The organism is Fulvimarina pelagi HTCC2506 (assembly GCF_000153705.1).
GTDB lineage: Bacteria > Pseudomonadota > Alphaproteobacteria > Rhizobiales > Rhizobiaceae > Fulvimarina > Fulvimarina pelagi.
In genome coordinates this window covers 265,241-281,094 of sequence record NZ_DS022272.1, presented here as the reverse complement: position 1 = coordinate 281,094, position 15,854 = coordinate 265,241, and the positions used below count along the sequence as shown (strand labels likewise).

The 15,854-nt window shown below is 60.5% G+C and carries 14 protein-coding genes and 1 pseudogene; 10 read left to right on the top strand and 5 right to left on the bottom strand.

The features are described from left to right. On the bottom strand, positions 1–823 hold an 823-nt coding region (locus tag FP2506_RS18880), incomplete at its 3' end, for a hypothetical protein (RefSeq protein ID WP_040488807.1). A gap of 972 nt (positions 824–1,795) precedes the next feature. Between FP2506_RS18880 and FP2506_RS19330 the strand changes: the two genes are divergently transcribed. Next, positions 1,796–1,921 (top strand): hypothetical protein, encoded by a 126-nt coding sequence (locus tag FP2506_RS19330; protein WP_007065530.1) that lies wholly within the window; start codon positions 1,796–1,798, stop codon positions 1,919–1,921. A gap of 333 nt (positions 1,922–2,254) precedes the next feature. Here FP2506_RS19330 and FP2506_RS01275 read toward each other — a convergent pair whose 3' ends face one another. From FP2506_RS01275 to FP2506_RS01260, 4 genes are all read right to left on the bottom strand, one after another. Next, positions 2,255–2,914, bottom strand: a complete 660-nt coding sequence (locus FP2506_RS01275; protein ID WP_040489274.1) for an HAD-IA family hydrolase — start codon at positions 2,912–2,914, stop codon at positions 2,255–2,257. Further along, positions 2,895–4,505, bottom strand: a complete 1,611-nt coding sequence (gene glpD / locus FP2506_RS01270) for a glycerol-3-phosphate dehydrogenase (RefSeq protein ID WP_050764954.1) — start codon at positions 4,503–4,505, stop codon at positions 2,895–2,897. Before glpD ends, FP2506_RS01275 begins: the two co-directional genes overlap by 20 nt. A 49-nt stretch (positions 4,506–4,554) precedes the next feature. After that, complete coding sequence (locus FP2506_RS01265) at positions 4,555–6,051, bottom strand: xylulokinase (RefSeq protein ID WP_007065527.1); 1,497 nt, start codon at positions 6,049–6,051, stop codon at positions 4,555–4,557. A gap of 110 nt (positions 6,052–6,161) precedes the next feature. Further along, positions 6,162–7,151, bottom strand: coding sequence for a sugar-binding transcriptional regulator (locus tag FP2506_RS01260; RefSeq protein WP_040488806.1), 990 nt, complete (start codon positions 7,149–7,151; stop codon positions 6,162–6,164). Between the two features lie 106 nt (positions 7,152–7,257). On the opposite strand from FP2506_RS01260, the gene FP2506_RS01255 reads away from it, so the two are divergent. The 9 genes and pseudogenes from FP2506_RS01255 to FP2506_RS19135 form a co-directional block, all read left to right on the top strand. Further along, entirely contained in the window at positions 7,258–8,598 is a 1,341-nt protein-coding gene (locus tag FP2506_RS01255) for a sn-glycerol-1-phosphate dehydrogenase (RefSeq protein WP_050764952.1), read from the top strand. Between the two features lie 3 nt (positions 8,599–8,601). After that, the gene (locus FP2506_RS01250) at positions 8,602–9,414 is read left to right on the top strand and encodes an HAD-IIB family hydrolase (RefSeq protein WP_007065524.1); all 813 of its coding nucleotides are present in this window, start codon (positions 8,602–8,604) and stop codon (positions 9,412–9,414) included. Further along, a complete protein-coding gene (locus FP2506_RS01245) occupies positions 9,411–10,313 on the top strand; it encodes a carbohydrate ABC transporter permease (RefSeq protein ID WP_007065523.1) in 903 nt (300 codons plus the stop codon). The genes FP2506_RS01250 and FP2506_RS01245 overlap by 4 nt, the downstream gene beginning before the upstream one ends. 2 nt (positions 10,314–10,315) lie before the next feature. Next, the gene (locus tag FP2506_RS01240) at positions 10,316–11,188 is read left to right on the top strand and encodes a carbohydrate ABC transporter permease (RefSeq protein ID WP_007065522.1); all 873 of its coding nucleotides are present in this window, start codon (positions 10,316–10,318) and stop codon (positions 11,186–11,188) included. Positions 11,189–11,272: 84 nt separating this feature from the next. Continuing rightward, positions 11,273–12,790, top strand: a complete 1,518-nt coding sequence (locus FP2506_RS01235; protein WP_007065521.1) for an ABC transporter substrate-binding protein — start codon at positions 11,273–11,275, stop codon at positions 12,788–12,790. 153 nt (positions 12,791–12,943) lie between these two features. Further along, positions 12,944–13,669, top strand: coding sequence for an SDR family oxidoreductase (locus FP2506_RS01230; protein WP_007065520.1), 726 nt, complete (start codon positions 12,944–12,946; stop codon positions 13,667–13,669). Between the two features lie 38 nt (positions 13,670–13,707). Then, positions 13,708–14,781: an ABC transporter ATP-binding protein gene (locus tag FP2506_RS01225; RefSeq protein ID WP_007065519.1), complete on the top strand. Its 1,074-nt coding sequence runs from the start codon at positions 13,708–13,710 to the stop codon at positions 14,779–14,781. Positions 14,782–14,837: 56 nt separating this feature from the next. Continuing rightward, the gene (locus tag FP2506_RS01220; RefSeq protein WP_007065518.1) at positions 14,838–15,509 is read left to right on the top strand and encodes a class II aldolase/adducin family protein; all 672 of its coding nucleotides are present in this window, start codon (positions 14,838–14,840) and stop codon (positions 15,507–15,509) included. Positions 15,510–15,603: 94 nt separating this feature from the next. After that, positions 15,604–15,750 (top strand): annotated as a pseudogene (locus FP2506_RS19135) (transposase); the annotation flags it as partial. Positions 15,751–15,854: the final 104 nt, after the last annotated feature.

The window sequence follows — 15,854 nt, the reverse complement described above, 5'->3', positions numbered from 1 at the left end:
ACGTCCGCATGCGTTTGAGATCTGCCATAGAGGCCTTTACGGTCGGAACCTTAACTAGGTCTACAAGAGCGAGCTTTTTCACCGGATTTGGAAGGTAGTTTTTAAGAAAATCCGGCTCAAAAGGGCCTAGCGATGCGTTCGATATTACGAGGTCGAAAGTGCGTGTCAGATCATTCAGAAGCGGCGCGGCGACACCGACATATTGCAAATTACCTGTAGCGATCGACAAACAAAGCCGGCCACGCGATTTAGAGCGTTCGAGTTTACGGATTGCCGTCTCATCGTAGCCCCTCAACCCGCCGCGCTGGATCGCATCCCATACCTCCTGTGCTGCGTTCCGGGACGGGGGAGGACTACCGACCGAGCGCAGGCGCTTGCCGAAGGATGCTGCGAGCAAATCCCAGAGTGCACGATTGCTGGTCTCATCGGGCGACGAAACGAGCGCGACCTCTACATCAGGTTCATCGGACAGAAGACGTTCCAAGACATACGGGCCTCGCAGTGCCGCAACGAGTCGGTCCTGAAGTGCCACGAAGTGGCTCCAGCGCCACTCTTCCCTGACGCATGCAGAATAGCCTTCTGCGACAGCTTGGCAGAACCCGTAAAGCAGATCGTCATGTTCACCCCCGACGCTCTCAAATGCAAGAAGCTCATAGGGCAGATCCCGATCGCGAATAACAGAAGCTAGTTCCGTCTGGCTATGCCTGTCCGGGCAGAACAAACGCGTTTTAGACGACCCTGGGGTGTCAGCGACGACTTCCGCAATCGCTCGAACGGCATCAACCTTCGGCTGTATGACGTAGACTGTGTTCGCTCTGTTCATTCCAAATGCCTCGTGCCTCGCGCACGTTCCTTGCGTGACAGAACAGACCGATACTCCCAAAAGTAGAGTAAGTCAGATGAGTTCTTCGCTTTTCACTGCAATTGTATCGCTCGCCATCGCCGGAAGGGAAAGTGCGACTGGCCTAACAGAAAAGCAGCGCGTTTCACGTTTTCATAGGAGTTTGATACAAAATACGGAATTATATAAGTATCCCTTTACAGACACCTGCAAAGGCAGCAATAAAAGGCTTTGCTAAAGAACCGTTATAGATATAAAACATTATCATGTTTCGCATTTCTTTAATAATTGCATCGATCCTGCTTCGAACAGTGTGTGGTAACGTATGCCAAATCGCTACGATGCGGCTTTACTTCCCGGCAAATATGTAATAAATATTGCGAGTTGTTAAAGTGATTTTTCTTCTCTTATAACGCAGCACCAACACTTAGAAGCGAGATCTCTATTATTCTTTTTAAAAAGGCATAGATTTAGTGGAAGGCAACGGGCACGAACTGCCTTTGCTAGTTGAATTTTCTTTGTGCGCTGGGCGACGTATACTTTTTCGCATAGGCTGGATAATTGCTCAAACGCTGTCGCGATAGGCTTTTTCGGCTCAATAGAGTGAATGGAGGAACTGTCCACGCCCGCGCCTTTGCTATATCTAACGACTACCTTTCCGTCTAGTGCACACTAAAAGGTAAAAAGCAAGGGAACGCTCTCGAGAATGTTCGAGATGTGATTGGATGTGATTTCAAGGAGTTGGCCTACATTCGATGCAGAACGGGAACAAACTGACGACGTCGGGAGAAGGTCGCCACTCGGTAAGAGCGTTCTTCAATCACGCTGAATCGTTGCCGGTGGCCCTGAAGTAGTTTGCGCACTCATCAATCCGAAAGCATTCAGCATCGATCCAATTGTGCGCCAACGACTGTCGGTGGCTCGTTCGGCATAGGCTCGCAGCAAGTCCTTCACTTGGTGAAGGTCATCCCGATCTGGTCGAAGTCGGTACTGACGCGTGGAATGGAGTTCACCTCGAACGCGATCCTCGCCTGTTCAGGGGATCACATGGTAGAGTGGGACTACATCGCGCCCGGCTAAACGATGTAAAACGGCTTCGTCGAAAGCTTCAATGGCCGCATGCCTGCTATCGGAATGCTCAATTTTACGCCGTCCTGCTGACCTCAACCCGCGCCCGACGGAGTAGTAAAAATGGACAAGCCTCAGATCGCCGCCGGATGAAGGATCGGTGGAATGGCAATAGATACAGGTCAGTTCTCCCGGCCTTAAACAAATGAGCTACATGGCTGCCGATGCATAGGGTAGCGCATGCGCAAGGCTATTCGGCTCACCCCGTTTGCATCGCCGAAACGCAAGAGCGATAGAGCCGAAGGCTCTGAACGGCTGCTCGAACCGCTTGCGCTCAAACGAACATCAGGTTTTTTCGATTGAAAGGCTGCCAGCCGAATCGGATACGATGAGAAGACTCTTAAAATCGGTCGCGCTTGGATGGCCGAAACTGTGCGGCGCATGTTGGAAACCGGTGACGACGAAAACCGAGGCACCTGCGTTCCGCGCCGCTTCGACGCCCGCACCGCTGTCTTCGAAGACCAGACAGTTTTGGGTAGAAACGCCCAGCCTCTGAGCCGCAAGTATGAATCCGTCCGGCGCCGGCTTGCCGTTCGAGACGTCCTCGGCTGCCACGACGACGTCGGGGATCGTGAGCCCAGCAGCAGCCATGCGACGCTCCGCGAGCGGTCGAAGGGCTGACGTCACGACGGCCCAGCGATCAATCGGAATGCCGGTGAGAAAGGCGGCGATGCCGGGGGCGGGCTCGATCCCTGCGACGTCCGCCATCTCCGCTTCGAACACCCAGCGGGCTTCAGCTTCCACATCGATCCCGTCCAGCCCCTGGGCGGAGATCGTGTCGATTGCGCGCCGTCCGTGCATGGTCGGAAGGAAGGTCGGCACGTCGAGACCATGGCGTTCGGCCCACCGCGTCCAGACGCGCTCCGTCGCGGCGATCGACGTTAGCAGGGTGCCGTCCATGTCGAATAGAAACGCGTCGAACCGCTCACGCCAAGATATTACCACGCTGCCGCTCCCCTTCGCTCGAATGCAAGGTCCGGTCGGCTGTTTCGCGCCACGACCGGCCTCCTGAAGTGCCGTCCAGGTGCGAGGCGATGAAGGCATCGACGCGAGCGGCCTCCTCGTCCGTGAAGCGAAGGCCCAGCTTTGAGCGGCGCCAGAGCACGTCTTCGCTCGTGCGGGCCCACTCGTTCTCGATCTGCCACCGGACCTCGGCCTCGAAGAGGCCGTGACCGAAATCCCGGCCGAGGGCGCCCGCGCGCATGAAGCGGGCGGCATCGGTGCCATAAGCTCTGACGATGCGGCGCACCGTACGTTCGTCGAGCTCCGGGCATTCGGCGCGCAGCCGGTCTTCCAGCCGCCCGACCCCGTCCGTGGGGAAGTCGCCGCCCGGCAAGGGCGGCTCGTGCGTCCACGTCCCGCCCTTGCGGCCGATCGCCTGGCCGATCCGTTCGAGCGCGTCCTCGGCGAGTACCCGGTAGGTGGTCAGCTTGCCGCCGAAGCCCTGCAGGACTTTCGCCTCGCCTCGTCCGCCTTCGAGGCGAAGAACATAGTCCCGGGTGGCCTCCTTGGCCTCGTCCGCCCCGTCGTCGAACAGCGAGCGGACGCCCGAATAGTGCCAGACGATCGCGTCGCGGCTGAGCGGTGTTTCAAAGTAATTGGAGGCCGCGTCGAGAAGATAGGCGATCTCGTGCTCTTCGATCCTCACGTCAGAGGGATCGCCCTCGAAATCCTCGTCGGTCGTGCCGACGAGCGTGAAGTCGTTCTCGTATGGGATCGCGAAGATGATGCGCTCGTCGGCATTCTGGAAGATATAAGCCCGGTCGTGGTCGAATAGCTTACGCGTCACGATGTGCGAACCCTTGACGAGCCGGACGTGCCGAGGGCCGTTATGGCCGAAGGCGTCGGCGATGACTTTGTCGACCCAAGGGCCTGCCATATTGACGAGGATGCGCGCCGTAACGGTGCGGTGCGCACCGCTTTCCTCGTCCCTTAGAGTGAGCGACCAGCTGTCCCTTTCACGCCGGGCCGCGGTCAGACGGGTCCGGACAATGATGTCGGCTCCCCTTGCGGCGGCATCGCGGGCGTTGAGGATCACGAGGCGAACGTCATCGACGCTTGCATCGGAATACTCGAATCCCTTCTTGAATTCCGCCTTGAGCGGTCGCCCGAGAGGAGACGTCCGAAGATCGATCGCCGTCGACTTCTTCAGCTTTTTGCGACCGCCGATATGGTCGTAGAGAAACAGCCCGATCCGGATCAGCCAGCCGGGTCTCAGACCGGAATGGAGCGGTAGCACGAAGCGCAGCGGCCGGATGATGTGGGGCGCGATGTTCCAGAGCGTCTCGCGTTCGCGCAGGGCGTGGCGCACGAGCGAGAACTCGTAATGCTCCAGATATCGCAGGCCGCCATGGATAAGCTTCGTGGACCATGACGAAGTGCCAGAACCGAGATCGTTCATCTCGGCCAGCCCGACCGAATAGCCCCGACCAGCGGCATCGCGAGCGATCCCGCATCCGTTGATGCCGCCGCCAACGACGAAAACGTCGTAATCGGCTCTGTCGGCAGGCTCAGAATTGCTGTTTGTGTCCGGCATAATCTGCGTCTTTTCAAGTTCGTTTTCGCACGGTCTAGAGCGGACGGCGTCAAGTGCGCCCGGCACCGTAGCGTTTGGTGTCCTCGTAGAGATGGCCCTGCCTTTCCATGAGCGCGGCCCAGGCATCCGCCCCCTCCGGTTCCGGTTCTGTCGTTCCCTCCACATGGCTCATCGCGGCGGTAGCCTCGGCGAAGTCGACGAACCAGCCGGCGCCGACCGCCGCGATGATGCCGGCGCCGAGCGCCGATGCCTCCGCGGTGGTTCCGATGTCGACGGGCAGTTGGGTCGCGTCGGCGATCATCTGGCGCCAGAGCGCGCTCTTCGATCCCCCGCCGATCGCCCGGATGCGGTCTGTCGGCACGTTCTCGGCCCGCATCGCGGTGATGCTCCGCGCGATCTCGGCGGTCATGCCTTCCAAGCTCGCGCGATAGAGATGCGCCCGGGTGTGGAAGGGTGCGAGGCCCGCGAAGGCACCGCGGGCGCCGGGATCCCAATGGGGCGTCATCACCCCGAGGATATGCGGCGTGACGGTGAGGCCGCCGCAGCCATGCGATATCTTTTCGGCCTCGGCCTCCAGCCTAATGTAGACTTCCGGCGACTTGCTTTCGTCGATGAAGGTCTCGACGAGCCAGTCGACGAAGAAGGCCCCGGCGCGCATGAGAGCCTCCAGGTGATAGCCGGACCCGGTCACGGCCGTCATCGTTCGCCAGTTGAGGCCGATGGCCGGCTCTTGTGAATGGGCGCCGGTGATCTGCGCGGTCCCCAAATTGAGATAAAGATTGCCGGGTCCGGTAACGTTGGCGCCGAGGCCGGAGCATTGCCCATCTCCGCCGCCGGCGAAGATTGGCGTCCCCGCCCTCAGGCCGGTCTTTTTGGCTGCCTCCGGCGACACCCGTCCGATCTCGCGCCCAGACATCGCCATCGGCGCCAGCTGCTCTTGGGACAGTCCGAGACTGTTGAGGATTGGGGTCGAGTAGTCCATCTCGTGGATGTCTAAGAGGCCGAACGGATCGACGCTCGCGGGCGAGGTCACCGCGCGTCCCGTCAGCTTCTTGACGAGGAAACCCTGGACATCGAGAATTTGGGTCGCACGCTCCAGAACCGACGGCTCGTTGCGGCGCAACCAGTCGAGCCTGTAGATGACCGGGATCACGTCGATCGGCTTGCCGGTCGCCCTGTGCAGCCATTCCCGGCCCATGCGATCCGCATAGGATTGATAGGTCGAATTGGCTCTGCAATCGAGCCAGACGAGCGCTGGATAGACGGCTGTGTCTTTGTCGTCGAGAAATGCGACCGTTTCACGCTGGTTCGAGATCGCGAGCCCGTCGATCGAGCCAGGGTCAATGGTCTTCACCGCGTCGCGCAAAGCGTTTTTGACCGCGCTCCACCAGTCCTCCGGATTCTGTTCTGCATGGGCCTCGTCAGGCTGGGCCAGCGGGATCGAGGCGCGGCCCTCCGCGACGTTGCAGCCCTTGCGGTCGAGCACGACAGCCTTCGCCGATTGCGTCGAGCTGTCCAGACCGATGACATAGCGCTCGGTGCTCATTTCCGTTTCCTCCCAGTTCCGTTCGTGCGCCCCGGCGCGGCTCCATTGGCCATTCTGTCGCCCCTGCGACTGTCTGAACGCCCTCAGGACTCGCGTCGCTCAGTCGCGCATCAAGCCAGTTCGTCCTCGAGAAGTGCTGTGGCCGTGTCGGAGTCGGTCACAAGATGCGTCGCGAGGCGACCGCGCAGGACCGCGCGTATCGCTGGATATTTCCGCGCACCGCCGGCAAGGCAGATGCGTTGCGGGATCTTGCTTAATTCCTCGACCTTGAGGCCGATCAGCCGGTCGTCGATAGGGCCCTGGACCGGCTCTCCGTCCGGACCGATGAATTGGCCGAGCAGCACGCCAATAGCCCTACCCTCCCGGCGGATCGCCTCCAGCCTGTCGCTACTCATCAGCTGGCTGTCGGCAAAGGTGCTGTCAGCCTCAAGATCGCCAACGCCGTAGACGACTTTGTTAACCGAATGGATCAGCTCGAACTGCCGGACCAGCGCAGGCTCCTTCAGGAAGAGGTCGCGAACCTCCTTACTCGTGACGACTGCCGGAGCATGAAGATTGGCACAACGAGCCTGTAGCGCGTTCGCCATCAGCGATGTGCAGAGCTCCGGCGCGAAGTCTTGGGTGCTGGACGACGATCCGGCAAGCTGAACGATCGTGAGGTCTCCGATACCGTTATATTCAACTGCACGAGCTGCCGAGAGAATCGTGCGCCCCCAGGCAACTCCCAGCCGGTCGCCTGGCTCGAGGAGGGTGGAGAGCACCCTTGCGCCCGCCCGACCGACGGTTCGATGAGACGGCTGCTCTTCGATGCTGGGAAAGACGGTAGCCGCTTCGAGATCGAACCGCTCGCAGAGCATGTTCGCTAGCTCGGTCCGGCCCACGAGCTGCGGATCTAGGCGGATCGTCACGATCCCAAGCCTTCGCGCCTCCTGAAGATAGTTGACGACGGTCGCGCGACTGACATGCAGCCGTGCTGCAATCTCTGCCTGAGTCAGTTCATCGTTGTAATAAAGCCAAGCCGCCCAGACGACATTGTCAGCGAACTCGGCTGGCGCAGGCGAGGCCTTGGAAGGGGGCGATTGTATACTGGCGCGGCTCATTGTGCTGATCAATGCCTTCTTGGTGACGATTGTCAACGTGATTTGACAAAAGATTTGACAAAAACCAAACGATGTTGTCAGTTGTCACGGAACGGGAGGAAACTCATTGAGCACGCTTGCTAAAGCGGGGCGACCGGCTGACGGCTGGACCCAGTTGATTGACGACATCATCGACGGAAAGTGGAAGCATCCGGATACGGGTAAAGCTGCGGACGTCGACTATGATCGCGTCGTCATCGACGAGAGCCTCGACGGCCGCGAGGCCGAACTGGTGGCCGCGATGAACCTCGGCGAGCGGGTCGCGATCGTCGCCGACGAGGCGACCTATGCGGCCCTCGGCGAGCGGGTCGAAAACGCGATCGCTCGTCTGAAACCCGATTTGATCGTGCTTGACCATCCTCATGCGGACGTGAAAGCGCTCGACGATCTTGCGGATCGTCTTTCCGAACATACCGGGGCGATCGCCGTCGGCTCGGGAACGATCAACGACCTGACGAAGTACGTCGTCGGGCGAGACGGTCGCCCTTATTGCGTTTTCGGCACTGCGGCCTCGATGAATGGCTACACGTCTTCGACAGCGTCGATCACCCTCGAAAGCGGCCTGAAGACATCCCTTCCCTCGACCGCGCCCAAGGGCTTCTTTGCAGATCTGACGGTCATGGCGGAGGCGCCCACCTTCACGCGGGCGGCCGGGTTTGGCGACTGCATGGCGCGCTCGACCGCACAGATCGACTGGTGGATGGCACACCGTCTCACTGGATCGGACTATCAGCAGATCGCTTATGACATCGAATGGAACGACGAGGTCGAACTCAACAAGCGGGCGGCCGGTGTCGGCGCGGGCGATATCGAAGCGATGGGCTATCTCACCCGCGTCCTCACGCTATGCGGCCTCGGCATCGCCTTCACGGGGGTCTCGAACCATGGCTCCATGGGCGAGCATCAGATATCTCACTACATCGACTGCTTCATGGGCGAGGCTCATCCGGGTACACTTCACGGCCAGCAGGTTGGCGTCGCTTCACTCACATTGGCCCGGCTCCAGCAGCAGATCCTGTCGCGGGAAGAGCCGCCTCACATCATGCCGACTCTGATTGACTACGACGACATGGTCCGGCGAATGGGCCGCAGGATCGCCGACGACTGCCTCGCCGAGTTTCAGAAGAAGGCGCTCGACGAAGCAGGCGCGTCGACGATGAACGAGCGCCTGCGGAAGGTCTGGCCGGAGCTGCGCCGGGAATGCCTCGCCTTCGCTATTCCCGTTGCCGAGATGGAGCGGCTCCTCAAGGCTGCGAAGGGCGCGACCACGGCGGAAGAGCTGGGCATCCCGGCCGGCTTTTACCGAGAGGCAATTATTCACAACCGGGAAATGCGCAATCGGTTCTCCTTGCTCGATATCGCGGCCGATGCCGGATTGCTGGCGGACTTCGCGGAAGGGGAGGCCTGAACCATGCGGCCGGTCACCGAAATGCCCGACGAAGTCAAGCGGCAGCTCATTGCCGTCTTCGCCGATATCGACGATACGCTGACGACCGACGGCCGCCTTCCCGCCGCATCCTACCGCGCGCTCGAAGCGCTTCACGAGGCGGGCCTCCACGTCGTCCCCATCACCGGGCGGCCTGCAGGCTGGTGCGATATGATCGCAAGGTTCTGGCCGGTGAGCGGCGTCGTCGGCGAGAACGGCGCACTCTATTTCTCCTATGACGCAGAGAAGCGCGAGATGCGCCGGGCTTTCTTCGCCACGCCGGACGAGCTCGAGCGAGACCGCGCGCGGCTCCAAGCCGTCAAGGCGCGAATCCTCAGCGAGGTGCCCGGATCGGCGGTATCTGCCGATCAGAACTACCGCGAGGCCGATCTTGCGATCGACTTCTGTGAGGACGTTCCGGCCCTCTCGGGAGAGGAGGTCAGGCACATCAAGGCGATCTTCGAGGCCGAAGGCGCGGTTGCGAAGGTCTCGTCGATCCACGTCAACGGCTGGTTCGGCGCCTACGACAAGCTCACAATGACGCGGCGTTTCGCGCGCGAGGTGCTGGGTGTCGATCTCGATGCGCAGCGTGAGCGGATCGTCTTTTGCGGCGACAGCCCGAACGATGCGCCGATGTTCGGCTTCTTTCCACATGCCTGCGGCGTCGCGAACGTCACGGCCTTCGCCGGTGAGATGGAGGCGGAGCCCGCCTATGTGGCGTCCTCGAAGGGCGCGGAGGGGTTCGTCGAGATCGCGGACGCCATCCTTTCGGCCCGGACAGCGGAGATCGCCGCATGAGTGCCGCAACGAACTCCGGCATCAAACGCAGCCGTCGGCATATCGGAGATCATCCGCTGCCCTGGCTCCTGCCGCTTATCCTCCTGCTCGTGACCTTCACGATCTATCCGTTCTTCTACAATGTCTGGCTGAGCTTCCATGAATTCGCCCCGCTCAGCCGTTCGCTGGAATATGTCGGGCTGCAAAACTGGTCACAGCTTCTCGGCGACACTCGCTTCTGGCAGTCGCTGTCCATCACACTTGCCTATTTCGTCGTCGCGCTCACGCTTGAGCTGGTGATTGGCATGTGCATCGCGCTGCTGCTCGATGCAGACGAGCCGGGCTTCGGACTCCTGCGCGCGCTGCTGACCATGAACCTCGTGATTCCGCCCGCAATCGTCGGCTACATGTATCTCCTGATGGAAGACCCGCAGTTCGGTGTCATCAGCTTCGTGCTGCAGATGTTCGGCCTGGTCGACACTTCGACCCCGATTCTGTCGAGCCCGTCGCTCGCGCTGGCAGGCGTTCTCCTCGCCGAGATCTGGCAGTGGACGCCTTTCATGGTGCTGATCCTCTTGGCTGGCCTCAGGTCGTTGCCAACAGAACCCTACGAAGCGGCGATGATCGACGGCGCGAGCGCGTTCCAAACCTTCTGGCGTCTGACCCTGCCCATGATGTGGAAGGTCATCGCGATCGCAGTCCTCATCCGCGGCATCGATCTCTTCAGGGTGTTCGACTACGTTTTCGTCATGACCTCCGGAGGACCGGGGACGGCCACCTACACGCTCAGCTATTATTCCTGGCAGCAGACCTTTTCCTTCATCAAGTGGGGCTACGGCGCGACCTTAAGCCTTGTGACGCTCATCATCGTCCTCGTCGTCGCCAATATCTTCGTGAAGTTCGCGAAAGTGAGGTGGTGACCATGCACGGCACAAAATTCGCCCGCACGATCCGCTTTATCGCCGCTTGGCTGCTGGTCGGCCTCTTCTTCTTTCCGATCTATTACTGGACGAGCGTAGCCTTCCGGAACGGCCGGGACATCTTCTCGCGGCCCCCGAAGATCTTCGACTTCGAACCGACGATCGCCAATTTCAACGCCGTCTTCGGCATCTCCTTCGAGGGCGGTGTTCCGCAGATCACGCCGGGCGGCGGCAATTTCTACATGGCCCCGCGACTATGGGACAGCATCGTCATCGGGGTCGGATCAACCCTCATCGCGGTGGCGATCGCGACCCTTGCGGCCTATGCCCTTTCGAGGATGCGGTTCAAGGGCAGCCACCATTTCGTCGGATGGGTTCTGTCCACCCGCATGCTGCCGCCGGTCGCCGTCGCGGTGCCGATGTTTTTCATCTACCGCCAGTTCAATTTGCTGGACACCTATACCGGCATGATCATCATCCATGCGATCATGAACCTGCCGCTCGCCGTTCTCCTGATGAAGAGCTTCTTCGACGACGTGCCGAACGAAATTGACGAGAGCGCCACCATCGACGGAGCAAGTCGCTGGACGATCTTCAGGCGGATCGTTCTGCCGATGGCCAAGGGCGGCATCGCAGCGACCGCCGTGCTCTGCTTCATCTTCTCTTGGACGGAGTTCCTTTTTGCACTGACGCTCACGCAGACAGATGTCCGCACGGTGCCGGTCGTCTCGACAACCTTCGTAACATCGGTCGGAACAGCGTGGGGCAACATGGCGGCTCTGGGAGCCGCCGCCATCCTGCCCGCTTTCATCTTCGTTCTGGCTGTTCAGAAGCATCTGGTGCGTGGCCTGACAATGGGATCCCTCAAGCAATAGGGGCCGAAATGCCGCCTGCCCACGCACGTGGGCGACGGACCAACCGAGCGGCGCTTGTGCCGCTCACAACCGGGAGGAAAATTGATGAAAGATCAGGATCGCAAGCGACATCTTGCAACCATCACCGACCGTTTCGCGCGCGGTCGTATGGATCGACGAAGCTTCCTAAGCTCAGCAGGGAAGCTCGGTCTGGCAGTCGGAGGCCTGGGCCTCGGCTTCGGCCTTAGCGGTCGGCGTCCGTTCTTCGATCTCACCGGCACGGCGTTCGCGCAGAATGCAGAAAATCTCAGGCCGTCCGAGGACATAATGGCTTGGTTGCGGGACGTCGCCAAACCCTATGCCGGAACGACCCTGCGGTTCGCAACCGAATCGACGCCGCCTTCCAATGCCCTGAACAACGGCCTCGTGCGCTATTTCGAGGAAGCAACCGGCATCAATGTCGAGATCGAGGTCCTGCCACTCGAACAGGTGCTGCAGAAACTGACCCTCGACGCCGCCTCGCAGCTTGGCACCTATGATCTCTACTACATTGACCAGAGCTGGGCTGCCAGCTTCAGCCGCGACGTCTTCGATCCGCGTGAGCAGTACGAAGGCAATGCCGATCTCGCATATCCGGACTACAACATCGACGATTTTCTTCCGGCACTCGTCGACGGTATCGCGGTCTTCGAGGATCGTTGGGTCGGCGTCCCCTACGACATCCCGATCTTCATCATGCAGTATCGCAAGGACATCTATGACGAGCTCGGCCTGAAGGCGCCTGAGACCATGGAGGAGATGCTGTCGAACTCCCAAGCTATTACCGAGGCCAAGGGCCCAGACATTTACGGCACAACCGGCCAGATGAAGTCGGGCCATTACAGCCTCGAATGCGACTGGACGTGCTGGCTCTGGGGCCATGGCGGACAGATCTTCGATTCCAGCAACAAGTTCGTCGGCAACAACGAGGCCGGCATTCGGGCGATGGAGTATTGGGACGAGCTAAAGAAGACCATGCCCCCCGGCGTCGACGGTTGGACATGGGACGGCCAGGGCCAGTCGGTCAGCCAGGGCCTGGCAGCGTCGATGCTCTCCTGGGGCGAGTTCTTCCCGTTCTTCGACGACCCCGATGCAGGCCAGATCTCCGGGCTGATGGAGGCTGCCGTGCCGCCCAAAGCGACGACCCTCGTCTCGCCCGACCAGACAGGCTTCGGCGAAATTCCCGGTGTCGGCCATCAGGGCGGATCGAGCCTTGCCGTCTCGCGCTATTCGAAGAACCCCGACCCAGCTTGGATTTTCATGCAGTGGGCGACGTCGGCCGATACCCAGGCCCTGATCACAGTTCTCGGAGGTGGCACGGGTCCGACCCGTTCGAGCGTCTACGACGCGGAGATCGTGAAGGCGAACGCCCGGGTGGGCGCCGGCACCACACGCCATCTGCCGATCGTGCGCGACACGATCGCCAACCACATGGGCTCGGAACCCGATCTGCCGCAATGGGCGCAGATTTCCTCCGATACCATCCCTGTCGGTCTCGGGCGTTACTTCGCAGGCGAATTCAGCAGCCCCAAAGAGGCGCTGGACGAAATCGCCGGTCAGGTCGATCAGATCGTCGGCGGCTGACGCTACCTTATCCTCCCAACCCCGGCGGTGGCCCTAATGGGTTTGTCGCCGGGGGCTCCGCGAACCCGCTCCCTGTCGTCCTCCCCGGTCTTGACGCCGGTAAGGGAACGCTCATGAGCTGAAACGAACCTCTTCAGAGAGGAGAATACGATCGTGACCGACAAACCGCTCGTGGCCATCACCGGCGCAAGCTCCGGCATCGGAGAAGCGACCGCGAAAGCGTTCGCGGAGGCGGGCCATCCGCTGCTTCTCATGGCACGCCGGAAGGACCGGATGGAGGCCTTGGGTCTTGCCGTTGCCGAGATCGCGGAAGTCGACGTCCGCGACCGCGGCGCGATCGCGGCAGCGGTGCAACGGGCCGAGGCCCGCTTCGGCCCGGTCGACCTGATGTTCGCCAATGCTGGCGTCGCCCATCTCGCCGATATCGCCCGGCAGCCGCCGGAGGAATGGGACGAGATGATCGACATCAACACAAAGGGGCTAATGAATGCCGTCCACGCGGTTCTGAAGCCGATGAAGGAACGCAGCACGGGAACGATCGTGCTGATGAGCTCGATCGCCGGGCGGAAGACCTATCCGGACCATACGGTCTATTGCGGCACCAAGTTCTTCACCCATGCGGTCGGCGAGAGCCTGCGCGAATATCTCGCGCCGCACGGCGTGCGCGTCCAGGTCATTTCGCCGGGAGTCATCGAGACCGAGGTTTTGTCTGGGGTCAACGATCCCGAGACACTCAAGAACTATAGGGAAAACAAGGTGAAGATGGGCGGCGGCATCCCGGCGAGCCACGTCGCCGAACTGATCCTGTCCACCTACCAGATGCCGCAGAACGCGCTCGTTCAGGAGATCGTTCTGACACCCACGCGCCAAAGCTATTAATCGAAGGCGATCCGCCGCCACGCGGAACTGGAAGGTTCATGTCAAAAGTAGAATTCAAGAACGCGCAGAAGGCGTTCGGCGCCGTTAAGGTAATCGAGGGCTTGTCGCTCGAAATCCCGCACGGTTCCTTCGCGGTACTGCTCGGACCTTCCGGTTGCGGGAAGTCGACGCTGCTTCGGATGATCGCGGGGCTGGAGAAGCTGACCGGCGGCGAGGTAGCCATTGCCGGTAAGCGCGTCAACGACGTCCATCCGCGCGACCGCGACATCGCAATGGTGTTCCAGAACTACGCGCTCTATCCGACGATGAAGGTGCGTGAGAATATCGCCTTCAATCTTGAGATTCAGAAGCTCGAGAAAAGGGAGATCGAGCGGCGCGTCAGCGAAGCGGCCGATATTCTCAATCTCAGGCCGTTTCTAGACCGATATCCCAAGGAGCTGTCCGGTGGGCAACGCCAGCGCGTCGCTATGGGCCGTGCGCTCGTGCGCGAAGCCGGCGTCTTTCTCTTCGACGAACCCCTCTCCAACCTCGACGCCAAACTGCGAGCGCATATGCGCGTCGAGATTCGCCAGCTGCACGAACGTCTCGGCGCGACGACGCTCTACGTCACACATGACCAGATTGAGGCCATGACCATGGCCGATATCATCGTGCTTCTCGATAAAGGTGCAATCGTCCAGGTCGGCACGCCCGACGAGGTCTACGAGAAACCAAATTCAGTCTATGTTGCCGATTTCATCGGCTCGCCCTCGATGAATTTTTTCGACGGCGAGATCGAAGCGGACGGAGAAGAAGTCAGATTCCGCGCTGCTAATCTCTCGATCCCTCTAGAGGCGCGCTACCGCGGTCAGGCTGGCAAGTCGGTAAAACTCGGCGTTCGGCCGAACGATCTGCATTTCGCCGCCGACGGTGCTTTTAAAGGGGAAGTCATCCTGTCCGAGACAACCGGAGCGGAAGTGCAAATCCACGTTCGAATCCGAGACAGCGACGTTGTCGCTGTGGCGCCGCGCACCGAGCGTCGGGTCCACGGGGAAGCGGTGGCTTTATCGGTTCCGCCCGGAAAGGTCCATATTTTCGACGCTCAAAGCGAGCGTCGCATCGAACCGCAGTAATCATTGTCCGTTTCGGGCGAACACTAAACCCATCCTGCGCACGAAGAGGCATCGCTATGACCCATTCAGAAACCGATCTCCGTAAAGCGATCGTCGAAAAGGCGCGCTGGATGAATGCCAGCGGCCTCAATCAGGGCACGTCGGGCAACATCTCGGCCCGGCACGAGGATCGGATGCTGATCACGCCGTCGGCCACTGCCTACGAGGCGATGACGCCCGATATGGTTGCCTCGATGCCAATCGACGGCGAATACGGCAGCTGGGAGGGCCCGCTGAAGCCCTCGACGGAATGGCGCTTCCACCTCGACATCATGAAGGGCCGGCCGGACGTCGGCGGCATCGTCCACACCCATTCGACCTATGCAACGGTGCTCGCCATCGCCGGTAAGTCGATCCCCGCCTGCCACTACATGATGGCGGCCTTCGGCGGCATGGACATCCGCTGCTCGGACTATGCGACCTTCGGCACGAAGGAACTCTCGACCGCGGCCCTCAAAGCACTCGAGGACCGTACCGGGTGCCTCCTTGCCAATCACGGCATGATCGCGACGGGCGCCAATCTCGACAAGGCGATGTGGCTTGCCGTCGAACTCGAGACCATCGCAAAACAATACTACATGTCGCTCCTCATAGGTGGCCCGAACCTCCTGAGCGAAGGCGAGATCGCGGACACCGTGAAATCTTTTGGCAGCTATGGCTTGCAGGACCACAAGGACAAGGCCGCGTAAGGGAAGCTGTTGCGCAAGAACAGGTTCTGACGGAGCTGTTGTCACTGACGGCGCTCAGATTACCGCTTTGTCCTCGTTCCGCGAGCGAGAACGTCTGTGCCTCGAGTTAAAAGTTACGGAGAGCACGTTCTACCGTTGGAAGTAGGTCTATGCGAAGATGGGCGTGTCGGAGATCCGGCGGCTGAAACAGCTCGAAAACGAGGACGGGAAGCTGCAGCGCCTCGTTTCGGACCTGACGCTGCGGATCGGTGGAGGCCTCCCGCTCGTGACGCTGCATAAGTTTGATCGCGAAACTTTCCCTCCCGAATTCGCGCCGTCGAACATCGTCAATGACCACTCAGAACG